The organism is Vibrio sp. R10-SG3-ISO10 (genome assembly GCF_059834185.1).
This window is the reverse complement of record NZ_JCBDHG010000002.1, coordinates 355,544-378,063: the sequence shown is the minus strand read 5'-3', so window position 1 is coordinate 378,063 and position 22,520 is coordinate 355,544. Positions and strand designations below refer to the sequence as shown.

Annotated in this window: 18 protein-coding genes; 8 read left to right on the top strand and 10 right to left on the bottom strand. The window is 43.9% G+C overall.

Features of this window, described 5'->3' with window-relative positions; genetic code table 11:
• Positions 1 to 100 precede the first annotated feature (100 nt).
• Positions 101 to 1,342, top strand: a complete 1,242-nt coding sequence (locus AC6R16_RS02480) for an NADH:ubiquinone reductase (Na(+)-transporting) subunit B (RefSeq protein ID WP_500673480.1) — start codon at positions 101 to 103, stop codon at positions 1,340 to 1,342.
• Positions 1,332 to 1,472 (top strand): DUF2256 domain-containing protein, encoded by a 141-nt coding sequence (locus AC6R16_RS02475; protein ID WP_500673479.1) that lies wholly within the window; start codon positions 1,332 to 1,334, stop codon positions 1,470 to 1,472. The genes AC6R16_RS02480 and AC6R16_RS02475 overlap by 11 nt, the downstream gene beginning before the upstream one ends.
• A 14-nt stretch (positions 1,473 to 1,486) precedes the next feature.
• Here the strand turns inward: AC6R16_RS02475 and AC6R16_RS02470 are convergent, their stop codons facing one another.
• Positions 1,487 to 2,194 (bottom strand): SDR family oxidoreductase, encoded by a 708-nt coding sequence (locus AC6R16_RS02470; RefSeq protein ID WP_500673478.1) that lies wholly within the window; start codon positions 2,192 to 2,194, stop codon positions 1,487 to 1,489.
• A gap of 257 nt (positions 2,195 to 2,451) precedes the next feature.
• On the opposite strand from AC6R16_RS02470, the gene AC6R16_RS02465 reads away from it, so the two are divergent.
• The 3 genes from AC6R16_RS02465 to AC6R16_RS02455 all read left to right on the top strand — a co-directional run bounded on the left by AC6R16_RS02465 (position 2,452) and on the right by AC6R16_RS02455 (position 5,571).
• On the top strand, positions 2,452 to 3,450 hold the full coding sequence (locus tag AC6R16_RS02465) for an ABC transporter substrate-binding protein (RefSeq protein ID WP_500641309.1): 999 nt from the start codon (positions 2,452 to 2,454) through the stop codon (positions 3,448 to 3,450).
• Between the two features lie 3 nt (positions 3,451 to 3,453).
• The gene (locus tag AC6R16_RS02460; protein ID WP_500673477.1) at positions 3,454 to 4,824 is read left to right on the top strand and encodes a diguanylate cyclase domain-containing protein; all 1,371 of its coding nucleotides are present in this window, start codon (positions 3,454 to 3,456) and stop codon (positions 4,822 to 4,824) included.
• 138 nt (positions 4,825 to 4,962) lie between these two features.
• The gene (locus AC6R16_RS02455) at positions 4,963 to 5,571 is read left to right on the top strand and encodes a DUF6198 family protein (RefSeq protein ID WP_500673476.1); all 609 of its coding nucleotides are present in this window, start codon (positions 4,963 to 4,965) and stop codon (positions 5,569 to 5,571) included.
• Between the two features lie 47 nt (positions 5,572 to 5,618).
• Here the strand turns inward: AC6R16_RS02455 and AC6R16_RS02450 are convergent, their stop codons facing one another.
• Positions 5,619 to 6,125, bottom strand: a complete 507-nt coding sequence (locus AC6R16_RS02450) for a flavodoxin family protein (protein WP_500673475.1) — start codon at positions 6,123 to 6,125, stop codon at positions 5,619 to 5,621.
• Positions 6,126 to 6,220: 95 nt separating this feature from the next.
• Positions 6,221 to 6,694 carry an HAD family hydrolase gene (locus tag AC6R16_RS02445; RefSeq protein ID WP_500673474.1) on the bottom strand — a complete coding sequence of 158 codons (474 nt, stop codon included), beginning with the start codon at positions 6,692 to 6,694 and terminating at the stop codon, positions 6,221 to 6,223.
• A 320-nt stretch (positions 6,695 to 7,014) separates the two neighbouring features.
• Here AC6R16_RS02445 and AC6R16_RS02440 point away from each other — a divergent pair, with 320 nt between their 5' ends.
• Both AC6R16_RS02440 and AC6R16_RS02435 read left to right on the top strand, forming a co-directional pair.
• Positions 7,015 to 8,160 (top strand): efflux RND transporter periplasmic adaptor subunit, encoded by a 1,146-nt coding sequence (locus AC6R16_RS02440; RefSeq protein WP_500673473.1) that lies wholly within the window; start codon positions 7,015 to 7,017, stop codon positions 8,158 to 8,160.
• A 9-nt stretch (positions 8,161 to 8,169) separates the two neighbouring features.
• Positions 8,170 to 11,295, top strand: coding sequence for an efflux RND transporter permease subunit (locus AC6R16_RS02435; protein ID WP_500673472.1), 3,126 nt, complete (start codon positions 8,170 to 8,172; stop codon positions 11,293 to 11,295).
• A 37-nt stretch (positions 11,296 to 11,332) separates the two neighbouring features.
• On the opposite strand, the gene AC6R16_RS02430 is transcribed toward AC6R16_RS02435, so the two are convergent.
• From AC6R16_RS02430 to AC6R16_RS02420, 3 genes are read right to left on the bottom strand one after another with little or no spacing between them, the layout of a single operon-like run.
• Entirely contained in the window at positions 11,333 to 14,434 is a 3,102-nt protein-coding gene (locus AC6R16_RS02430) for an efflux RND transporter permease subunit (RefSeq protein ID WP_500673471.1), read from the bottom strand.
• Positions 14,431 to 15,747 carry an efflux RND transporter periplasmic adaptor subunit gene (locus AC6R16_RS02425; protein ID WP_500673592.1) on the bottom strand — a complete coding sequence of 439 codons (1,317 nt, stop codon included), beginning with the start codon at positions 15,745 to 15,747 and terminating at the stop codon, positions 14,431 to 14,433. Before AC6R16_RS02425 ends, AC6R16_RS02430 begins: the two co-directional genes overlap by 4 nt.
• On the bottom strand, positions 15,747 to 16,403 hold the full coding sequence (locus tag AC6R16_RS02420) for a TetR/AcrR family transcriptional regulator (protein ID WP_500673470.1): 657 nt from the start codon (positions 16,401 to 16,403) through the stop codon (positions 15,747 to 15,749). Before AC6R16_RS02420 ends, AC6R16_RS02425 begins: the two co-directional genes overlap by 1 nt.
• Positions 16,404 to 16,842: 439 nt before the next feature.
• Here AC6R16_RS02420 and AC6R16_RS02415 point away from each other — a divergent pair, with 439 nt between their 5' ends.
• The gene (locus AC6R16_RS02415) at positions 16,843 to 17,232 is read left to right on the top strand and encodes a DUF6559 family protein (RefSeq protein ID WP_500673469.1); all 390 of its coding nucleotides are present in this window, start codon (positions 16,843 to 16,845) and stop codon (positions 17,230 to 17,232) included.
• Positions 17,233 to 17,287: 55 nt separating this feature from the next.
• Here the strand turns inward: AC6R16_RS02415 and AC6R16_RS02410 are convergent, their stop codons facing one another.
• From AC6R16_RS02410 to AC6R16_RS02395, 4 genes are all read right to left on the bottom strand, one after another.
• Complete coding sequence (locus tag AC6R16_RS02410) at positions 17,288 to 19,564, bottom strand: glycoside hydrolase (protein WP_500673468.1); 2,277 nt, start codon at positions 19,562 to 19,564, stop codon at positions 17,288 to 17,290.
• Positions 19,565 to 19,626: 62 nt separating this feature from the next.
• Positions 19,627 to 20,466, bottom strand: coding sequence for a DUF2861 family protein (locus AC6R16_RS02405; protein WP_500673467.1), 840 nt, complete (start codon positions 20,464 to 20,466; stop codon positions 19,627 to 19,629).
• Positions 20,463 to 21,110, bottom strand: a complete 648-nt coding sequence (locus AC6R16_RS02400; protein WP_500673466.1) for a response regulator transcription factor — start codon at positions 21,108 to 21,110, stop codon at positions 20,463 to 20,465. The genes AC6R16_RS02405 and AC6R16_RS02400 overlap by 4 nt, the downstream gene beginning before the upstream one ends.
• Positions 21,107 to 22,483, bottom strand: coding sequence for an ATP-binding protein (locus AC6R16_RS02395; RefSeq protein WP_500673465.1), 1,377 nt, complete (start codon positions 22,481 to 22,483; stop codon positions 21,107 to 21,109). The genes AC6R16_RS02400 and AC6R16_RS02395 overlap by 4 nt, the downstream gene beginning before the upstream one ends.
• Positions 22,484 to 22,520 lie beyond the last annotated feature (37 nt).

Sequence of the window (22,520 nt, the reverse complement as noted above, 5' to 3'; positions counted from 1 at the left end):
AGTCGTCAAGCCCAGTTCAAATAACCACCAACTATTTTTGTTCTTCTTACTGATGAAGTGCGTAGAAATAAAGCGTAACAATGAAGAAAAAGGTGTACTCATGAGTTTTAAAAGCCGTTTAGATAAGTTGGCACCTAAATTTGAAGCAGGTGGAAAGTACGAAAAAATGTATCCACTGTACGAGGCGGTAGCGACCATTTTCTATACACCTGGTTTGGTGAACAAAGGACAAACGCACGTACGAGACAGTATCGATCTGAAGCGCATCATGATTTTGGTTTGGTTAGCGACATTTCCGACCATGTTTTGGGGTATGTACAATATTGGTAACCAAACCTCATTGGCGTTGCTAGCAAGCTACTCTGCTAATGGGTTAGCCGATATAGTTAATGACAGTTGGCGCCTTGCTATGGTATTTGGTGATGCCGAAGGCATAGCGAGCGCTTCTTGGTGGAGTAAACTCGTACTTGGGGCAAGCTATTTTCTCCCCATCTATGTAACAGTTTTTGTCGTGGGTGGTTTTTGGGAAGTGCTTTTCGCAATTGTCAGGAAACATGAAGTTAATGAGGGCTTTTTTGTAAGCTCAGTTCTCTTCTCTCTTATCTTGCCTCCAACGATACCATTGTGGCAAGCCGCTTTAGGTATAACGTTTGGTATTGTCGTTGCCAAAGAAATTTTTGGTGGGACTGGGCGTAATTTTCTGAACCCAGCACTCGCTGGTCGAGCATTTCTTTATTTTGCCTACCCTGGCAACATGTCGGGTGGTTTGGTTTGGGTTGCGGCTGATGGTTACACCGGTGCGACCCCTTTAAGCCAGTGGTATGAGCAAGGAAACGCAGGGCTAATCAATAACGCAACTGGCGAGCCCCTTTTGTGGCTAGATGCGTTTCTAGGGAATCTACCAGGCTCGATCGGAGAAGGTTCAACGCTTCTTATAGCTATTGCGGGGATAATACTTATCGGCATGAGGATCGCTTCATGGAGGATTGTTGCGGGGGTGATCGTGGGACTAGTCAGTACTTCAGTTCTTTTAAATTTCATTGGGTCAGACACCAACCCCATGTTTTCTATGCCTTTTTACTGGCATTTCGTCTTGGGTGGTGTGGCATTTGGTACTTTCTTTATGGCGACTGATCCCGTTTCTGCTGCCTTTACCAATAAGGCTAAGTGGGCATATGGAATACTCATCGGTGTCATGACTATCGGTATCCGGGTGCTCAACCCCGCCTATCCTGAGGGGATTATGTTAGCCATTTTGTTTGCCAATTTGTTTGCGCCCTTATTTGATTTTATGGTGAAAGAGGCTGCGATAAAACGAAGGAATCAACGTCGTGCCTCATAAGATTAAGAAGCAGCATTTACCTGAAAAGGTTTGTGCTGCTTGTAACCGGTATTTTGCTTGGAGAAAAAAATGGGCAAAGTGCTGGGAAGACGTAAAGTATTGTTCAGAGCGTTGTAGAAAGAGTAGATAAAGCTAACGTAATTGTTACCACGGTAGTGTTTTACCGGAATAATCGTAAAAGTGACCGCTTTCATCGACACTTTTCGACTCTATGATATCAATCAAATCTTTCGCGACTTTTTCTGGTCTAAATAACTTCTCTTTTGGCACGTTTGCTTGAAATGGTAGGGAAAGGTCGGTGTCTGTCGTTCCAGGGTGAAGTGATAAAACCGTTGCTTTAGGCATCGATCGTTTCCATTCAATTGAAATTGTTTTGATAAGCATATTGAGTGCTGCTTTTGAACATCTATAGCTATACCATCCCCCCAATCGGTTGTCAGATATGCTGCCGACTTTAGCAGACAGTGTTACAAACTTTGGAGCTCCACTAGATTTGAGTTGGGCTGAAAAGTATTTGGCGAGAAGCAATGTTGGCAGGGTATTTATAGCGATATTTTCTAAGAAAAACTCACTAGAGATTGAATTGAGGTTTTTCTCAGGTCCTTGATGTTCATTGTGTAGAAAACCAACGCAATTAATAAGCCAATCTAATTGGTAAAATTTTTCAGAGAAATGCTTTATCGATTCTTCTTCACGAATATCTAACTGGTGCCAATTAATTTGGTCGTCCTTGTATCCCGTGACTGAGTGAAAATAGGTACCATGTATTTCAGCGTCCACATATCTTGATAAACATTCACTAGCTAAAGCGGTTCCAATTCCGCCGCTTGCTCCGACTATTAGTACTCTCATTAGGTCTTCCAATTAAACTCATATAGTTGACTAATACGTTGTAGAGTTCTTCTGACATCAACAACCAAGTAGATAAATACACGTGTTCATTATTTAAGAACCTAATGTTGAATAAGCTTATTTTTGTGATCCAATCCAAATATTTAGTCCGTTTGTACATGAAGTTGATGGAAATGTGAGTAGTGGATGCAAATTTACATATTCATAGGCTAGATTTATATGTGCTAGGTTTCTTATAAGGGCTGGGTGTATCTAGAATGCCGGTTTTCAAAACTAAAAAATTGGCGCTTGGTGTATCTGTGTTAGTGCTATGCACTGTGGTTGCGGGCGTAATTATTGGGATGAAGGTTAATAAAAAGACCTCGTCTTCTCATATTAAAATAGGGGTGTCCTTAACGCCTTCCTCTTCGCCGTTTTTAATTGCCGAGCAGCTTGGCTTATTCAAACATTTTGGCCTAGATGCCACATTATTCCCTTGTTCTAGCGGAGCTGCTTGTACTCAGTTAATGCTGGATCAAAGTGTCGATTATGCCATTGCTTCGGAATCGGTAGTGATGTTTCAAAGTTTTGAAAGAGATGATCTGACCCTTCTTGCAAGCTTCGTTGAATCTGATAACGACCTAAAACTGCTTACGCTTGCCCCGGTTAATATACGCAGCGTTTCTGACCTTGATGGGAAGCGAGTTGGAATAGTAAAAGGGACGGCCAGTGAGTTTTACTTTGATTCTGTGCTAATTAGCAATAGCGCTCACGAGATTAAAGTTGAAAAGATCTACCTGCAGCCTCATGAGCTTGTGCCTGCTCTTCTCTCTTACCGCGTTGAAGCAATATCTGCATGGGAACCTATGGGGTTTGAAGCCAATTTATTATCTGTCTCTGAAGTCTCCAACTTAGGTACAAAAGGCGTATATCAGCTCTCATTTAACTTAATTACGCGTTCCCCTTACCTTGAGTTTGTAGGAGATGAACCGATTAGATTACTGCGAGCGCTTGATATGGCTAACGAATGGATTAACTCCAACCCAGACAAGGCGCTACGTATCATCTCACAAAGGTTAGATATTCCGCTTAATCAAATTGAATGGTCATGGGACGACTATTTGTTTCGTCTGTCCTTGGGTAATTCGCTACTTTCCAATCTCCAGCTTCAATCACGTTGGGCGATTGAGAATGGCTTTGTTGAAGATACACCGCCTGACTTTCGTCAAGTCTTGTATTCCTATCCATATCAACAAGCCGTGGCATTAAGGGATTAAGCAATGTTGGACTCACTGTTTAAAAAGATGTTTATCTTGTCGACAACCACCATGATTTTGACTCTGTTTATTGTTGTTTCTTTCTTTAAAATCAATGAACAGCAAAAGGTTACTAAAGTCGAGCTTGATCAAATCATCGATTTACAGCTGTGTGTCGACTTGTTGAGGAGCCAGCTATGGGTCTTTAAACAGTTTGGTGACGGTTCTAGCCTTAACCAGGTAGAGGTGGCTCAAGCGGAGCTCTCAACAAAGCTTACTGCATACAAAGGGAGCAATATCCAACTCGACAATATTCAACGGATGAACCATAGCTTGCACACCCTTTTGATTAGAGAAAAGGAACTCTACTTTGTCGAGGCAGAAGGAGGTGTCGATGACGTTGCTTCCATTCTAACTGCAAGGAATCTGCTTCACTCGCGCTACAATATGATAGTTCAAAACATGACGGAAGAATTGGCTTACGTTCACCGATTGGTGGTTAAGAGAAATGCTTCTTCGCTTGAAAAAGTTATGTCTACTGCAGCGGCTTGGTTAATCCTTTGTTCGATTTTAGTAAGTGTCACTGCTTGGCTAATTCTGTTCCGCTTTAAATCAGGGGCTGAAGCGATGAAAGCAGCGATTCTGAATCTAGCGCAGGGTCGATTAGATACCAAAGTCGAAGCAGTGAAGATGGACAGTGAGTTTCGTGTGATCGCGAATTTCTTTAACCAGATGACGGTCTCTCTGTGTCACTCGACAGTGACCAAGCAAGAGCTCGAAGAAGAGATCATTCGACAAACCAAACAGCTCAAGCATAAGCAAGAACAACTGCTGTTTTTATCAGAGCATGATCCTCTCACCAACTTAATGAATAGGAGAGCATTCGATAAACAGCTTGAGCAGTCGATTGTTAAGGCCAAGCGAACAGGGCATAAATTCGCGCTACTGTTTATCGACTTAGACGACTTCAAAAACGTCAACGACAATTACGGCCACGATGCAGGCGATTATGTCTTAGTTAAAATAGCCGAGCGCCTTTCAGATTGTGTGCGCGAATCTGATGTTGTTGGCAGGTTGGGTGGCGATGAATTCGTGGTGTGCCTCGATTTGCTAAAAGATTTGGAAGGTGTACCCGGGAAAATAGAGCAAATTGGTGAAGTCATTAAATCACCGATTGTGTTTGGTGGGCATTCATTAAGCGTAGGATCGAGTATTGGCATTGCTTGTTTCCCGGAGCAGGGTACGACGAAAGATGAGCTAATCTGTATCGCTGATAAAGCCATGTATGTTCAGAAAGAATGTAAGGATCAAGTACAGGCTGAGCAAGAAGAAAAATCGGATTCGAAAAAGACGCAAAACGTTGTAAAGCTGTTTGCGCAAGGTAATAAGCAATAGCTCAGTGTAAAATAGGATTAACACCTTCAAAACATGTGATTTGTCACTAATTCTAGACTTCTTTATCAATAATCGACATTTTATGCAGGTTTGATTCACGCCTCTTTTGTGAATCGTAAAGGGATAGGAAGTCTAAGAATGGATAAAGAACATAGTATGCGCGAGAACTTACTCGCCTTGATTCTCGGTAGTGCCTTAGTATCTTTGGGTGTTATCTTTTACAATAAAGTCGGTTTGTTAACTGGTGGTACAGCCGGTTTAGCGATCTTTTTTACTAAAGTCAGTGACTTTAGCTTTGGTCAGGTGTTCTTCGCACTAAACCTACCGTTTTATCTCCTCTCAATCACTCGCATGGGCTGGCGCTTTACACTCAATACTTTTATTGCAGTAACGATCGTGTCTTTTGCCGTTGACCATTTGCATCATGTGATTGAAATTGCACGTATTGACCCGTTTTATGCCGCCTTACTTGGTGGTGGCATGATAGGCATTGGCATGCTAGTCATATTCCGCCATAAAATGAGTCTCGGTGGTTTCAATATTCTTGCTCTGTTCTTACAAGAGCGATTTGGGATTCGTGCTGGAAAAGTACAGATGGCGCTCGACTGTTCTATTGTTGTGATGTCGCTGTTTATTGTCGATATCTCATTGATTCTACTCTCAGTGGTGGGAGCAATAGCGACCAACTTAATATTGGCAATGAACCACAAGCCAGGGCGTTATCAGCCACAGGCAACGACGGTTTAAGGCTACATATTTAAAAGGCTTAGCAATTTGCTAAGCCTTTTAATTTTCTACCTATTGTTCAACGCTTGATTAAACAGCGAAACCTCTTTGGAATCTATTGAGTATCCGTTATTGCAGGCTGCGTGTAGCGTTGCCGCGTATTCAATATTAAAGTAGCGAAAAAGTCCTTCAAAGAAGCTGTCAAAAATCGGGCAGATCGCTTGTTTACCTGAACTGGTGAGTACAAAACCGCGTTTAGACTCTAGTGCTCTTGCTTTAGGCTTTAGATCTGCAACATCTAACAGCTCTGTCATCCTATCAATTAGCGCCTTCATAGGGGCTGTTACTGAATACCAGTAGATGGGTGACGCAAAGACAATATTGTCTGATTCAAGCATCTTTTCAACAAGCGGATAAAAATCATCGGCTGGATAGCGGTTCTCATATCGATAGGGGGTGATAGTGAGCGAGTCAATATCGACAACCTCGACAGTATGATCTGCTGCTATGTGTTCAATTGTCTTGGCGGTATTACCTTGTTTGTTCGCACTAGAGAAGAGTATTAATGTCTTCATTTATAAGTCCTTTTCAATGTCATCGAGATTCGATGAAAGGACTATAAAACCTCAACCATAGTTGAGGTAAAGCACTTATTACTTTTTACTAATCACTAGTTAGCTGCTAACAATTTTGATAGACGAGAAATACAGTTGATACCCTCTGGTACCTGAGTCTGTTGTGGGTTGTAATAAATCGCCTGCAAACCCGCTTCAAGCGTTGGGTATATATCTTTATCTATGTTGTCGCCAACCATCGTCACTTCTGAAGCGCTGTCACCGAGAGATTCGAGTATTGCTTGGTAAAACTCAGGGCTATTTTTCTCAAGACCTAAGTTCGCTTTACAGAAATAGCCATTGATATAAGGGTCAAGCCCCGCGCGTTCAAACGCTTGCTGAATTTCAGATTCGGTAGAGTCTTGCGCACTGGTTGCAACGTAGATAGTGTGATTTTTACTCAGTTCTTTAAGTGTCTCTTCAGCTTCGTCAATAGCTTCGACTTGAGGCCAAAGATACATTTTTCCCTTTTGCTCAGCGAAGTCGACCATGAGGGTGTCCCCCCAATCGAACAGATAGACATGGCTCATCCTAAGCCTCCTATTAGCTTAATTGGTTTATCAAAATTCATTCTAACCTTAGCGAGGTAAATTTCACCACTAATTGTTTATATTTACCATGTGAATACTTCGAATATGGTTTGGTTTGTATTAAGTGATTGTTTTATAAGATGTAGTGTGTTGGCATTCGATTTGCTCTTACTGCTGACATTATAAAAAAGAATTAGATGTTGGTTTATGTATCATTCATTTTTATAAATTTTGCAGGCTAGCCGGATAGTTTCGAGTAAATTGGTGTCGAAGCACTATCCGCACGTATAAATAACGATAATAGAAAACAAGGATTTCTGATGACGACTAAGCCGTTACGTTGGTTGCTACCTTTTATCATCTTAGGTGGTGCTTATGCTGGTTATTCAACCATTGCCTCTAGTGCGCCTGAATCTTTAGAAAGTAAGCCCGCCAAGGCACCTCCAATCGTGAAAGTCTCTAAGGTTGCGTCGAGCGATCACAAAGTAGTGATTACTAGCCACGGAGAGCTTCAACCCGTTGAAGTTACGCAGCTTTCCTCTCAAGTGTCCGGTGAGGTGGTTAGTTGGCATCCGAACTTTGTTGTCGGTGGAATCGTTAAGCGTGGTGAAATACTGTTTCGTATTGAGAGTGATAACTATCAAGCAGCAGTGCTTCAAGCCGAGGCGCAATTAGCGAGTGCTAGAGCGGCGTTAATCGAGGAGAAAGCAAAGGCTGAAGTAGCAAAACGTCAGGCTAAAAACCTACCGCAAAAACAGGTAACAGACCTGTATTTGCGTAAACCACAGCTGCTTAGTGCCGATGCGCAAGTGAAGTCAGCCTTAGCAGCGCTTAAACGTGCAAATCGCGATCTGGAAAACTGTAAGGTGGTCGCTCCCTATGATGCGCTAGTGGTAGCAAAAGATATAGGTGTTGGCCAATTTATCTCAGCGGGGGCGCATGTTGCGACTCTTAACAATGTGGAAGCAGGCGAGATTCACATTCCTATCGCAGGGTTCGACAGTGCGTTCTTACCTCAAGATTACGCAGGTATCTCAGCTCAAATCATTCAGAGAGGCATCGTTAGTACCCGTCGTGAAGGCATCATTGATCGCGATTTAGGCGTGGTTGATAGCAGCACTCGAATGATAAACATGGTAGTCAGGGTTGATAACCCCTATGCAATTGATAGTGAACAAGCACCAATGAAGTTTGGCTCTTATGTCGAGGTTCAATTTGCAGGTAAAGAGTTAAAGCATATCTACCGCCTTCCACAAGAGCTGGTCAACAATCAACAGGTTTGGGTCGTGAATGAACAAAACCAACTTGAGCCACGCGTAGTCAACGTTTTGCGGGCGGAAAAAGAGTTCATGCTGATCAATCAAGGCTTAAGTGATGATGACCAAATCGTGTTGACTGTACCTGAGTATCCGCAAAAAGGGCTGCAAGTAGAAGTCGCGGTTCAAGATAGTTCATCGGATAGGTAGAGGCGAGTCATGGAAGAGAACAAACAGAAAGGTTTGATCGCCTATTTTGCCAATAACTCTGTCGCGGCAAACCTGCTAATGGCCTTTATATTGATCATTGGTACGGTTAGCTTCTTCTTTATACAGCGACAAATGTTCCCAAATATTGAAGTGAACTACATCAATGTCAGTGCTCAGTATCCGGGAGCTTCACCGCAAGAGATTGAAGAAAGCATCCTGATCAAGTTAGAAGAGTCGCTCAAAGATGTTACGGGCATTAAAAAAGCCGTGTCGAGTGCTTATCGAGGCAGTGGCAACATTGAGCTCGAAATCGGTGTCGATGAAGATATTGATGCTGTGCTTGATAAAGTGAAACAGAAGGTCGATTCGACTTCTAATTTCCCAGACGCAATGGAGCCGATTCAAGTTTATCAATATGAATGGCGACAAGATGTTATTGAGATGGCGTTAGTTGGTGATAGAACCCTGCTTGAGCTTAAGCCTATTGCCAAACAAATAGAAGATGAGCTTCTTCAGCTGAATAATGTTGCTCTGGTAGAGCTCGGTGCTCCGGAATATGAAATTGCTGTTGAAATAGAGCCTAGAGTTCTTCAAAAGTATAGCCTGACACTCAATGATGTCAGTAATGCAATCAAGCGTTACTCAGCGAACTACTCTGCTGGTGAAGTGAGAACCAATGCCGGAATGATATCGGTTCGAATAGAGAACCAGTATTACAAAGGCGAAGAGTTCAGAGCCATTCCAGTCAAGATTGGCGCAAATGGCGGTAAAGTGTTGTTGCAAGATATCGCAACGATCAAAGATGGATTTACGGAAGATGATCGATACTTCCGTTACTCTGGCCAAAACGCAATGTATCTGTCGGTTAAAGCAACCAAAGACCAAAATATGGTGACCGTTGCTGAGTCCGTCAAAGCTTACATCGAGCAGAAAAACCAAACTTTGCCGTCTGACTTAAGAATCAAAACACTGGTCGATATGACCTATTATCTTAACGCTCGCCTCGATATGATGCTCAAGAACCTATTGCAAGGTGCAGTCTTGGTTGCACTCATGCTAAGTCTTTTCTTGCGCGTTAAGCTTGCCATGTGGGTGATGATAGGGCTTCCGGTGTGTTTCTTGGGCGCAGTGATGATGATGCCTGCCATTGGCGTGAGTATTAACATCATTTCTTTGTTCGCATTTATCATGGTGCTCGGTATTGTCGTTGATGATGCCATCGTCATAGGGGAGAGCGCCTACAGCGAAATTGAAAAAAGTGGAGGCGGTGTAGAAAACGTGGTTCGTGGCGTAAAACGTGTCGCGACTCCAGCAACGTTTGGTGTGCTTACGACTATGGCCGTGTTTGCGCCATTTTTAATGTCAAAAGGCATAGAGAGTGCGTTCTTCTTTGGCATCGCTTCCATCGTGATTCTTTGTCTGTTCTTTAGTTTGATTGAGTCTAAGCTGATTTTGCCCTCGCACTTGGCACACTCTAAGTTTAAGCCGATCAAAAAAGGCAGTTGGCGAGATAGATTCAACACACGTTTTTTTGGTTTTATCAATGGACCTTACAAAAGGTTTGTAAAGTGGTGTACCCACTGGCGATGGAGTGTGTTTGCCACCTTTGTTGGCGTGTTAGCGATCACCGTCGCTATGGTCATGGCAAGTTACGTCAGAATCGTACCATCACCGAAAGTGCCTCATGACTTTCCAAGCATTAAGTTGGTCATGAATGACAACGTTTCCAGTGAGCAAACCATAGAGGCGCTGAAGTTAATTGAGTCGACAGTTTTGACTATTGATCAAGAGATAGAACAAGAAACGGGTCAGAAGATGATTCGTGACATTCTTACTTTCAGCCAGGGAAGAAAAGAAGGTCGGCTTGTAATTCCGCTTGTCGATGAAGAACTCAGACCGTTTAACACCTTTGAACTAGCAAGGCGCTGGCGCGAACGTATACCCAGTATACCGGGGCTGAAAATGCTCAACGTGTCCGATAACGTCAATGACGACGAAAAGGGCGATGAGTTCGGTTTCCTACTCTACGGTTCTGATATCGAGAGTCTGAATTCGGCGGGTCGTGAATTAATCCTCAACTTGCAACAACAGAAGGGCTTGTTTGATATCTCGTCGTCCATCGATTCTGGTAGTCAGGAAGTATTGCTTTCGCTCGCACCAGTCGCATACGATCTAGGGTTAGATCTGTTTGATATTGCGACACAGGTGGGTGGAAGTTTCTATGGTGGGGAAGCACAGCGAGTTTTACGCGACGGTGAAGAAATCAAAGTCATGGTGCGCTATCCGCAGTTAACCCGTGAGGCTTTCTCTTCATTGCGTTATGCAGTGATCACCACGCCAGAAGGCAAGAAAGTCATGCTAGGCGATGTGGTTGAGATTAACCAGAAACCGGGTGTCAGCAGTATTCGTCGTGAAGGGGGTTATCGAAGTGTGTATGTCTATGGTTCGATTGATGAAGAACTTGTCGAACCGAACCAAATCGTTGAGCAAATTAATACCGAGGTTATTCCTGATATTCTGACTGCTTACCCAGGCGTTAAAAGCGAATTGGGCGGAACAATCGAGGAGCAGCAAGCCCAACAAGACGAGCAAATTATCTTCTTTATCGCCGGTATGATTATTGTGTACATACTGCTAGCTGTTCCATTAAAGAGTTACACCCAGCCATTAATCATCATGTCGGTGATTCCATTTAGCTTAACAGGCGCCATATGGGGTCACTATTGGTTTGGCTTAGATCTCAGCATGATGTCGACATTCGGTCTTATTGCAGCGGCAGGTGTTGTGGTTAACGACTCTTTGGTTATGACTGATTACGTCAACCAAGTAAGAGCGCGCGGTGTCGCAATTAAAGAAGCGGTCATTGAAGCAGGGTGTGCTCGTTTTCGTGCGATTACTCTGACGTCAATCACTACCTTTGTTGGGGTACTGCCGATCATGTTTGAAACGAGCCTGCAGGCGAAGTTTGTTATCCCAATGGCGGTAGCACTTGGCTTTGCCGTCCTGTTTGCCACCTTGCTAACCCTGATACTGGTACCGTGTTTGTATCTCATGCTAGAGGATATCAAAGGAATATTTGCAAGGTTAAAGAGGCTGATAACGCGAAGCAAAAGCCAAACTGAAATCTTGTCCTAACGTAAGAAGCGGGTCGAAGTGACCCGCTTTTATTTAGTTAAAGTTCTTCGTGCTTATGAACCAATCCAAAGTCTGCGAGGACGGCATAGGCGGCTGGAATCATAAACAACACGAGTAAAGTTGAGGCGAAGATACCAAAGACAATCGAGATAACCAAAGGCTGAATAACCTGAGCCTGCAAGCTAGTTTCCGTCAATAGCGGGAGCAAACCTGCAGCGGTTGTCATTGAGGTCAGGAAGACGGCTCTAAAACGTTCTCTACTTGCCTTAACAACGGAGTCATGCACACTATCGCCTTCATCAACGTGATGGCGTATGTATTGAACGAGTAGAATCGAGTCGTTGACCACGATACCCGCCAAAGAGACAAAGCCCATCATACTAGGCATGCTGAGTGAGTGACCTAGAAGAATATGCCCCCAAACTACGCCAATGAACGCCAATGGAATAGCTAACATAACGACAACGGGTTCAAGGTAGCTTCTGAACTGATAGCTCAGTATTGCGAACACCCCAAATAGCCCTAACAGGAAGCCTTTAGCCATTGAGGCGCCTGTCTCAGCAGTGTCTTTTGCTTCCCCTTCAAAATCAAAGCGCAATCCTGGGTACTTGGCTGTTAATTTAGGGGCTTCGTCGCGCTGGAATTGAGCAATAATTGCGGTTGAGTTCGCTTTGGTATTGTCAACGTCACCAAACACACTAATGGTTCTTAATCCGTCGATACGTTGAATTCGCACATAGTTTCGCTGGAAGTCTAGTGTCGCTATTGTTGCAAGCGGAATTTGGCTTCCATCAGACATAATGATGGGGAAATTAGCCAGTTGCTGGAGATCGCCTGCTTGCACTTTGTCTAAACGCACTTCGATAGAGATGTTTTCAACACCCACCTGAATCTCGTCTGCGGTTTGGCCAAAAAAGGCCGCACGAAGTTGGTTAGCGATCAGTTGTCCATTAATACCATACGTTTCTGCGCCCGGACGAAGCTTGACGAGCACTTCTTCTTTACCCATACGCATATCATCGAGCACACCGTGCACACCATCAAACTCATTCAGGTACTGCTGAATATCAATCGAAGCGGCTTTTAGCGCATCGAGATCGTCGTGTTTAGCTCGTATCTCAATCGCTCGTCCGCCCGGTCCCATTGTCGGCTGCTTAAAGACCAGAGAAATAGGGTCAGCCAGCTCACCGATGTCTTCTCGCCAAGCCGCAATAAAGTCGTCAATTACTGTGTTTCGGCTTTCTGCACCGAGTAAATCGAGTCTTATCGTCGCAATGTGAGGGCCGGATTCGTTGGCATCGGCATTCGCATTAAACTGACTGGTAATGTGTTGAATGAGAGGTACACCGTTTTCGACTTTCTCTGTCCATTCCTTATCTAGCTTTTGCGCAGACGCCACTATTCTATCCACTACCGCTTCGGTTTGAGCCAAAGATGAACCCGGAGGAAGAATGATGCGAGCTTCTGCTATGTCCCCGTCTAACTCTGGGAAAGGTTGGAACTTAAGTAGTCCGCCTGCAATTGTCGCGACCGAGACAAGAAGCAGCGCAACCACACCACCTAAGAAGGCATATCGAAACTCAACAACTCTCTCGACCGCGCTAACTAGTGTGGTATTTCTAAAGTTTTCAAATCCATCGAGCAGTTTTTTCTTAAACTTCGCTGGTGGCTTCTCTTTTTTCTCTTTATGTAGAGAGTGAGAGAGGTGATTCGGTAGAATTAGGAAGGCTTCGACCAAGCTCAGTGTTAATACCAGAATTAACACTTGAGGCACGGCTTTAAGCACGGCGCCCATTTCACCTTGCAAGAATAATAGACTACCGAAGATGCAGACTGTGGTTAAGAAAGATGAGATAACGCCTGGGAGCACTTTCTTCACGCCTTTAATCACCGCGTTATCGACGTCTTCACCTCTGTCTAAGTGTGCCGCGATTGACTCCGCAATAACGATGGCATCATCCATCATAATACCGATTGCCATCAGTAGACCGACTAAAGACATGATATTGATAGAAAGACCCAGTTGCGCCATCAGGAACAAGCCACCAAGGAAAGCGACAGGCAAGCCCGCAGCAACCCAGAAAGAGTAGCGCAAACTAAAGAATAGCCACATAGTCGCGAAGACAAGAATAATACCCTGCCAACCGTTACTGACCATCATGGTTAAGCGATCCCAGAGTACAGAAGAGAGATCGTTGGTCAGTTCTAATTTGACACCATCCGGCGCGATAGCTTGTTGCTCTTCGACAAATTGAGCCACACGTTCTTTAATCCGTAACGCATCATCCTCTTTGTTCTTACTGACTTTAAGCAGGGCGGAAGGGTGACCATCGAACAAGACCTTCTGTTCATCAAGCTCAAAGCGATCTGTGATAGTCGCAATGTCTTTGAGACGAATCAGTGAGCCGTTTGGACCAGAGCCAACGACAATACTTTCCAGTTGCTGCGGTGTAATACGCCTTTCATCAAAGCGGATTAAAAAGTTTTTGTCTGGCGTCTCTACATTACCGCTCGGCAGCTTGATGTTCTGGCGGCCAATTTGCGTCGCAATATCACCTACACTTAAACCTAACTGACGCATTGCTTGAGAGTCTAACTCGACGCGGAACTGGTGATCAGAAAATCCAGCCACATCGACAAGAGATACGTCGTAATCAAGCTTTAACGTTCGTTTAAGCTGTTCGGCGTAGGCTTTAAGCTCCGGCCATGTGGTATCGGCTGTGATGGCGACATCAACAACAGGTTCGTTCCAATCGAGTTCTTGAACAACCGGCGACTCTATTTCTTGTGGGAAATCATTGATGGAGTTGATCTGCGTTTGCACATCAACCAACATACGACCAATGTCTGCTTTCTCGTTCAGTTTAAGGATCAGTCTTGCAGAGCCTTCAATCGCTTCACATTGGGTCTCTTCAATGTTGGCAAGACCATCGACCGCATCTTCCATTCGAACACAGATGCTTTCCTCTACTTCTTGTGGTGAAGCGCCTGGGTAAACCACACCCGCCATGATGTAGGGAGGATCAAACTCAGGGAAGGTTTCCCTTTTGATATTGGGCAGCGATGTGATACCCAAAACGAGCAAGCCGAGCATCAGCAAGTTAGCTGCCGTCGGGTGTTTAGCGAAGAATCGAATCATTGTGCTGACTCCTCTTTAGTCACCGTTGCCTCTTTAAGCAGCATGCCGTTGATAGCAGGCAGTAGGTCATTAAGGATTAGCCTGTCACCTTGGCTCAGGTCACCATCAATAATGACTTTATTGTCGCGACGGTAAAGGACGGTGACAGGTTTGATGGACAGCTTATTCGCTTCATCCATTAGGTAAATTTTGTCACCGTGAAGTGCGCGCTCAGGAATCACCCAGCTTGGATTTGCTTGACCTTCAATAAATGCACGAACAAACATCCCATTCACGAGTGGAGGTACACTGTTAGGGTTTAGATTGCGGTAGTCTTGCTGAATCTCCAAGATGACCCCAGCAGTTGCTTGATTGGGGTCGACGGTTTCACTGATTCGACTTACTTTTGCGGGCCAAGTTGCTTTCATGTTACCGCTGCTCAGTTCAATACTAGCATTGATAAAGGTCATGTCTGGTTGAGGGATACCGGATTCGTCACGGCTAAATTCGCCGATGCTAGAAGCAAGCGTGTGCATATCATGAATAGAAAGTTGAGCTTCTACTTCCATCACATCCATACCATGCGCAGTCACCATGGTTTGCTGCAGGTTCACCACCTGATTTTGTTCGATATCAACGGCGGCAATACGTAAGCCGTAAGGCAGCGTGATAATGGTTTTTTCTAACGAACGGTGTGCCTCTTCGACCTTAGAGGTGTTGACTTTAACTAAAGCTTCAGCAACGCGTTTTTCATCGGGCATCAAACCGATTTGGTTTTCAATATCGAGAACTAGTTTTCGTTGCGACAACGCACTTTGCTCTTGCTGATCAACATCAGACTGTGAAGTGAGCCCTTTTTTACGCAGGTTCTGTTTACGTTGTAGTTCTTTGTTAGCGATAACCAGACGATTGCTTTCAATTTTCAGTGTTTGTTTAAGGTTATCTTCTTCTTGGTAAAGCTTAGCTAAAGAGGTTTGAGCAGATTTGAGGTCAGCTTGAGCTTGTACCAGTTTCAACTCGTAATCGAGTGGGTCGATACGCAGGATTTCTGTCCCTGCTTGAAGCACTTGTCCTTTTTCTAGCCTTGGGTGGCGATAAACGACTTTCCCCGTCACTTCCGCGATCGCTTTCCATTCAATTTTGGGCGCAACCTTACCAAAGCCAATCGCTTTTGGTGCGATAGCTTGTAGCTCCAAAGTCGTCGTTTCTACCAAGCGCGCTCGGTCACCTGCTGGTTTAACGGGTAGGTCTGGTTTCATTTTAATTGCCAAAATTAAAGCAATCACACCAACGGCTAGCGCTGGAAAAAACAGTAGCTTCTTATTTATTTTCATCATTGTTGTTCCTGCTGGTCGTTGGAGGTAAGAAATCCATGCGTCATTAATTTGATATTGTGTTCAAACAGTTGGTTGAGAAATTCTTCATTAAGCTCAATTCCGTGCACAGCAAGTAAGGCTGGAGGAGCGATAAAAGGAAAAACCATCAAGCTAATATAGGAGACTTTACAAAGTTTAGGGTCTGCATCTGCCCTTAGTATCTTGCTGTCGACAAGCTTTTCAAACATCACCATTTGCATTGGTTGGCTGATGTCGAAGAACACTTTCTCTAATAGCTTCCTTTGCGTATCAGAGGCATCCATATGCATCACTTGGGAAACCAAACGTGGAAACTGGGGTACTTTGATCATTTCGCGGTAGTAAGTTCGCATGATGTCGAGAAAATTCTTTTGTGAACTATCTTTAACCAGAATGTCCATCTGTTGTTTCATTGGCGCGAGGGTTTCTCGCAACATAGTTTCAAACAGACCTTCTTTGTTACCAAAGTAGTATCGGATCATTGCTACGTTAACGCCCGCTCGATTGGCAACAAGGCGTGTTGAAACCTTGTCGTAGGCCATCACTGTAAAAAGTTCACGGGCGTGATGAATCAAATTTTGCCGAGCGTCAATACTATCGCTGGGACGACCTGCTTTCCTAGGTGTCGTTGCCACGCTTATTACCTCAAAAATTAAACATTCGATTAATTATAGAGTGCACGCTAAGTATTCGATATGACAAAAATTAATCAATATTTAAACAAGTGATTAATTAGAGTGAATTGTTGAGTGGAATAAGAATAGTGGACAGAAAAATGCCCGCATAGCAGCTACTAAGCGGGCGAAAAGTCAAAAATAGTTGTTGTATATTTGGAGGTTGTTGGTTCTATATCCATATCTGAGCTGTTATGAAGATTCTGTGGTTATTAGCAGATCTTTATACCAGTGTAACCAATGCTGATTAAGTTAACACTTTTGTCATGAGCTGGTAATTATTAAAAGTGCAAAGATAATTTTCAATTATGAAATGTACGGGCTACAGCTAGAAAGCCCTTTTTGAAGTGAGGTTCGTGCTATAGTGGTGGCAAATCAAGTAGTACAGGTATTGATAGCTATGCCTATTTTTAGAACCTTTTTTAAGCGCAGGGCGCTACGGAAAATGATTACTCAAATGACCCCTGCTTTGGTTAAGGGGTATGGTTCACGAGACTTTTACTCTGCTGGTCAAGTTTTACAGGCTGCAATATCTGTTGGGGCTTCCAAACGTTACTTTCACTATAACCTTGCGCTGTTTTGTAATGAGCTCACTAGCGAGCAATGTTACAAGTTTGAACTTAGCCAATCTCAGTTAGATGCTTTACGTAAAGAGCTAAGCTATAAAATTTTTGCCGGAGTGGAATACACGGCGATGGATGTCCTTAAACTAGCGAGTCCTTCTTCTTGGAAAGGTGGAAGCATAGAAGACGGCATGGCGAATCACTATGGAATGAATAGCCGTTACTAAGCAGTAAGCTTGACCCAAAAAGGATTAATACAGTGGTATTAATCCTTTTTTGTTATTACTTCAGTTCTAAAGGCTTCCACCTCATCGTTTTATTGCCTTCGAGCAAAGCCAATATAGACTGTGGCTCAAGTTTGTACTTGGCTAGTTCAACTTCTTTGTTTGAAAAGTTGGCGATTATCTTACTGCCATCAGAAAAGGTCGTTTGCTGTACCTTGCCATCTTCAGTTAACCACTCAAAACGGTTTAACTGCTTATCCCAAAGCGCCTGATGTAGAGGCTTAAAACCTGATTGGTAGTGTTTAAGTTGCACTAATCTCTTGCTGTTTGGTGACGATACTTCGTCTCTACTGAGGTGAACCATCGCGGGAACATTGTAAAGCATAGCTGTTAGGTCACGCTCAACTTTAACGTCGCTGAATTTTAGGCTATCAGAGTGCCAATGGTGACTGTTAATCACCTCATTGTGAAAGACGGCTTGATAAAGCGGAATACGATATTGAGGCGCAAAAAGTATTGTTTTATAGGGTTCTTTGACTTTTGCAGGTTTGAAAAAGAAATCTGGTTTGTGGTTTGGATACCAACGACCCAGATAGTAGGGTGAGCTGGCATCGCGTTTCATCTCTTTATCACTCCAGCCAAACCCAATGGTTTCTAAACCATGGGCAAAAGCAATACCCGAGGTGGTGAGTGCGTTGCCATCCTCTGATCCGAGTACGACGTTGTTCTTAGCGACAATTGACTGCATTCGCGAGTTAAACCCAAGTATCATATCAGGTTCACTTGTCTTTAAGTTGTAGTCTTCACGCGCCATAGCAGTAGCATCGACATCAATGAACAAACTGTCGAACTGACCAAATCGAATAATGTCTGAAACTCGTTTGCTTACGTATTCTGTTTCACAAAGTGGGTTGAGGTAATAGCCGTTACCACGAAATCCCTTTTTTTTTGAACCATCTGCCAGTTCGATAGCGCAGGAATGACGAAGTTGGTCAGGGAGTTGCGCGGTAAGCCACCCATCGTTGAGTCCAAGGGGTATTGCAGTATTGTATGAGTCATAAGTACCGACTAAATACCCGGCTTGCTTAGCTCGTTGAATAACTTCTGGCTGGTAAAAGGCGGGCATCCAGTTATCAAACCCGAGCCATAAATGGGTTAAACCTGATGCTTTAAGGTTCTTTACCATATCGGTTGAGATAGCTTGTCCCCATCGCTGTGGATCAATGAGGTATTGCCCTGCATGAATGCTTAACCACTGCTTCTTTTGTTGTGCGGCTTTAAATTGCGCTTCAATGGCGTTCTCGACCATAGTTGGTGTTGGTGCGTTAAACTTTTTATCAAGGGCGAGGTTGATAGAGTCTACTAGCAACTGTTTGTGATAGTGACTCAGCCAATCTTTGCCTTTGAGCAGACCTTGTAACTCTTTTCGAGCTGACTTTTCTATCGTAAGCTGAGCACGCTTAAACAACCAAGAGTGTAAACCCCACCAATCAGTGACGTCTTGAACACTAATTCCATCAGAACCAAATAGATACACCTGACTAGCGCCAATAAGCTTTTCGATGTTTGGGTTAGTTTGTTTTTTCTCGGCCAACGTAGAACTAAAACCATTATCGATTCGCCATTGGCGATATTGCTTCGCTCCACTCAACCAATCATCACTAATACTAATGGAGACGGTAAAGGGTTGTTTAGAGTTGAGAGAGGTAAATCGATGCGCAGCCCTCATATCGAGTTTTTCAGCAGCTTGGTGAAAAGATAGCGAATTATTGGTTGCGGTCACCATGTGCCAGGTAATGTATTGAAAACCCTGCTTAGCTGTCCAAAAGGGCATTTTTAGATCTTGAGTGGTGTTAGAGCCATCGCGGCTATCAGATAGGTATTTGATCCATGCAGGGTTTGCGGTTGGAACCCGCATGCCTTCACTAAAAGGTAAATAAAGCTCCTGTACCTCTTCTTCCGCTAGATTATACCAACTCAGGGTAATAGGTTGGTCTCTTATCACGGTTTGCTTTTCAGCAAGGCGGAAAGACAAGCTCAGAGTTGATGCTAATTTTGCGTCTACACGGATGTTGCTCGGCTTAAGAGTCCATTGAAAGTGTGTGCTAGAAAGCTGCTCAAGCTGTACGGCTTGCTGACTGACACCATCAATTTGTAGACCTGCTTGGTTGACCGATTGATTGTTCCACTTTATCGCCAGTGAGCTTGGGTTGATGTTCACTAATTGTGAGTCAGCATTGAGTGAGATGCTGTCAACTGATGTTGCTAGTGAGGCGGAGGAGAACAATAGGCCAGCTATGACCGATAGGACTAAGGTGTATGGTTTATAAGGCATATTTTACTTCGTGTTGTTTTCAATATGCCTATTACAGCTTAACGGTTGTATATATTTGTCACCTATTTGTCTCTATTCGCAAAGGGTAACGAGATACGATGAATGTACTCTATTTTTACTCCGGGCTGATACTCAAAAATGAGAGTAGAGGCACTTAAGTGGTGAGCATTTGTAGGAGGTTGCAGTTGCTCTAGTCTTATTTGATTGCTTGTCACTTGTAGTGCTTTTTTGCTCCCTACTTGATTGTAATCGGAATCAAACCATTGGAGATTCACAACGGGTTTTGCACAGCCGTTATTGAGTTGAGGAAGGCTCGCTTGAATCTGAGAGCTATTCATTGTTGAACGATTAAGCCAGTGGTTGCTATCGTAATGAGAAACAACAACAGGCAGCTCGTTGCGATTGTATTTCAAATAGTAGAGTCCCGCATCAGGAACAACAATGAGTTCGTTGGTTTCCCATTCTTGATAGCTCTTGTGAGGCTCAATCTCTCCCGACAACAGAGTAACCCCTTGTTGATCGACCAGCGAGAAATGACCACCTTGTGGTGTTTCTTCTGTCGATACCTTGACTTGGTAGCCGCTGCTAGAGAAACCGCTACGACTGATAAAAGAGAGCGTTAACCGAGGAGGTATCGCAGACAAACTTGTATCAAGCTGATGACCACAGTTTGATTGTGCTAATATAGCCTCTTTAACAGGTTGCCAATGTTTAGGGTCAATGTGATTCTGACTCAGGGTGAGAGTGAGTTCTTGCCATGCTTGTTTAGGTTGCTTTTCGAGCACAGCCTCCATGGTCGACTGCATTGGTGTATTGCGAAACCATGGAGTGTTGTTTGCCGCGCAAAAAGGAGCAACGAGAGCAATCAGCAATGGTGGAACCATCCAAGCTTTATGTTTCATGAGCTTTCCACCAATCGATATCCTACACCGCGATGTGTTTCTATCTCTAAACACGGTAACGTATTACGTAGCTTTAAGATATGGTTGTCTACGGTTCGGGTTGTGGGAAAGGCTTGGTAACCCCAGATCTTATTAAGCAGCTCTTCACGATGGAAAACACGACCTTGGTTTTGTATTAAGAGAACGAGAAGCTGGAACTCCTTCGGTTTCAGGGTGACTGGTTTATCTTGGTCGAGCACCTGTCGCATAGATACATCAATAGAAAGGGTTTTATAAGCGATCGTACTTGAGCCCAGAGGACGAAGGTGAGTAACGATACGGGCTAAGAGTTCTTCTTGTGCAAAGGGCTTAGTCATATAGTCTTTCGCACCACACATTAACCCTTCGACGCGTTGCTCAACCTCGATTTTAGCTGTTAGCACGATCACAGGCAGTGCTTTCGTTTGTAACCAAGTGGGTAAGTGATTAAGGCTGTCGCCATCTTGAAGTTGGCGATCTAATATCACGAGATCAGCACTAAACCAGTGTTTTCCGGCCTCTTTAGCGTTGATAACCCAAGTACAATGATACCCATTGGATTGTAAGAAGGCTTGGACTCCTTGACCGAGCAGTTGATCGTCTTCAACGAGCAGGATTGAATTCATAGAGGCAGCTCCAAAGTAATGCGTGTTGGATTGGTGTTGATGGTAAGTTTCCCACCGAGGTGCGACATCAGATGGCGAACCAAACTTAGGCCGATGCCCATATTACTGTCTTGGTTGGTGTTTTTTCTCACTCTGATACGATCCCAATAGGAAGGGAATTGTCCAGCATCCGAAACGGTAATACAGAGCTTCTCATTGGCAGAAACATGGACTTTGATTGGAGATTCACCATGTTGTTTGGCATTTATTATCAGGTTGTTCAAACAGATACTGAGCCAATAGAAGGGGAGTGTGAGTTGTTTGTCTTCATCCAAACAGAAGTCAACGCTCTGCCCAGAGCAAGTATGATCTAACCATTCACTTAAATAGGCTTCTTGATTGGCGTCGTTGTAGCTTTCTTTTGAACTCAAGTACCCTTTGCTGGCTTCGGTGAGCTGAGCTAGCCTTTGATAGTCTTCTAACAAACGCCACATTGCCTGTTGCGAGTTATCACTCAACGAATCAAACTCTTGGCGAAAAAGGTCGACGGTCATACCGAGACTGGCAATGGGAGTACGCAGCTCATGTGTCAGTAGCTGTAAGATAAAACGCTTGTTCCGGCTTTGCTGACGTTTTAGATAAAGAGTGCGAGCTAAGATCAAAGCCAATACTAAAGAGACGGCGTAAGCGAGTATCGTCGCAATATATCCATTGGATTGAGCTTTAGCGATACACAGGTTGCTATAGCGAAAGTCACACTGGCGGCCATTAATCGTGAGCGCAAACTGCTGTGCAATAGGCTGCCAATCTTTGTTGAGAATCTTCTTCCAGCCTTGTTCTCCATTGAGCCATAGAGCATCAGGTTCTAGCCAAGCCCGGTAACCTTTAAGTAGTGCGTCTCTTCCAGTCTCTGAAATCTGGTTGAATACACTTCGTAATGGGTGTGATGGGTTGTCGCCAGATAACCAAACCACTAGTTGGTCGTTAACTGGCTTGATGCTTTCGAAGTAGCGGTCGACAAAAGTGCCTCCAGCAGGGTGGCGTTTCGGATTTTCCTTAAACCATGAGTCCGGGATCGCCTTCTCGTTGCAAATATAAAGCTCAAACTCAATCGCGCTTTTCAGAGAAGGACTATAAATTAAAGGAGCCTGACATTGTGTTGCGACTTTAGAAAGTGTCTCAAGGTCTAGCCACGAAAACTGGCTAAAATTGGGATATTGGCTGTCTGAAGTGAGTAACTCATGAGGATACTGAGAGAGTTTTTCTTGTGACAATGTCACTTCATTTATAGACCATGCGCTTTGATAAAACTGTTGCCAAATCTGCTGCAAAGATGCATTTGCATCGAAGGCAAATAAGCCAAAGAATAAAGTAGCGTATAAGCGTAGGGCCATGAAAAACCATTAACCAAATGAAGGAAGTCCTACAAAT

What these genes read in the sequence shown, in the direction of transcription:
- AC6R16_RS02400 (WP_500673466.1), bottom strand. Translation starts at nt 21,110, where the DNA reads ATGAATTCAATCCTGCTCGTTGAAGACGATCAACTGCTCGGTCAAGGA.
- AC6R16_RS02455 (WP_500673476.1), top strand. Translation starts at nt 4,963, where the DNA reads ATGGATAAAGAACATAGTATGCGCGAGAACTTACTCGCCTTGATTCTC.
- AC6R16_RS02395 (WP_500673465.1), bottom strand. Translation starts at nt 22,483, where the DNA reads ATGGCCCTACGCTTATACGCTACTTTATTCTTTGGCTTATTTGCCTTC.
- AC6R16_RS02460 (WP_500673477.1), top strand. Translation starts at nt 3,454, where the DNA reads ATGTTGGACTCACTGTTTAAAAAGATGTTTATCTTGTCGACAACCACC.
- AC6R16_RS02410 (WP_500673468.1), bottom strand. Translation starts at nt 19,564, where the DNA reads ATGCCTTATAAACCATACACCTTAGTCCTATCGGTCATAGCTGGCCTA.
- AC6R16_RS02430 (WP_500673471.1), bottom strand. Translation starts at nt 14,434, where the DNA reads ATGATTCGATTCTTCGCTAAACACCCGACGGCAGCTAACTTGCTGATG.
- AC6R16_RS02405 (WP_500673467.1), bottom strand. Translation starts at nt 20,466, where the DNA reads ATGAAACATAAAGCTTGGATGGTTCCACCATTGCTGATTGCTCTCGTT.
- AC6R16_RS02470 (WP_500673478.1), bottom strand. Translation starts at nt 2,194, where the DNA reads ATGAGAGTACTAATAGTCGGAGCAAGCGGCGGAATTGGAACCGCTTTA.
- AC6R16_RS02435 (WP_500673472.1), top strand. Translation starts at nt 8,170, where the DNA reads ATGGAAGAGAACAAACAGAAAGGTTTGATCGCCTATTTTGCCAATAAC.
- AC6R16_RS02450 (WP_500673475.1), bottom strand. Translation starts at nt 6,125, where the DNA reads ATGAAGACATTAATACTCTTCTCTAGTGCGAACAAACAAGGTAATACC.
- AC6R16_RS02425 (WP_500673592.1), bottom strand. Translation starts at nt 15,747, where the DNA reads ATGAAAATAAATAAGAAGCTACTGTTTTTTCCAGCGCTAGCCGTTGGT.
- AC6R16_RS02440 (WP_500673473.1), top strand. Translation starts at nt 7,015, where the DNA reads ATGACGACTAAGCCGTTACGTTGGTTGCTACCTTTTATCATCTTAGGT.
- AC6R16_RS02415 (WP_500673469.1), top strand. Translation starts at nt 16,843, where the DNA reads ATGCCTATTTTTAGAACCTTTTTTAAGCGCAGGGCGCTACGGAAAATG.
- AC6R16_RS02480 (WP_500673480.1), top strand. Translation starts at nt 101, where the DNA reads ATGAGTTTTAAAAGCCGTTTAGATAAGTTGGCACCTAAATTTGAAGCA.
- AC6R16_RS02445 (WP_500673474.1), bottom strand. Translation starts at nt 6,694, where the DNA reads ATGAGCCATGTCTATCTGTTCGATTGGGGGGACACCCTCATGGTCGAC.
- AC6R16_RS02465 (WP_500641309.1), top strand. Translation starts at nt 2,452, where the DNA reads ATGCCGGTTTTCAAAACTAAAAAATTGGCGCTTGGTGTATCTGTGTTA.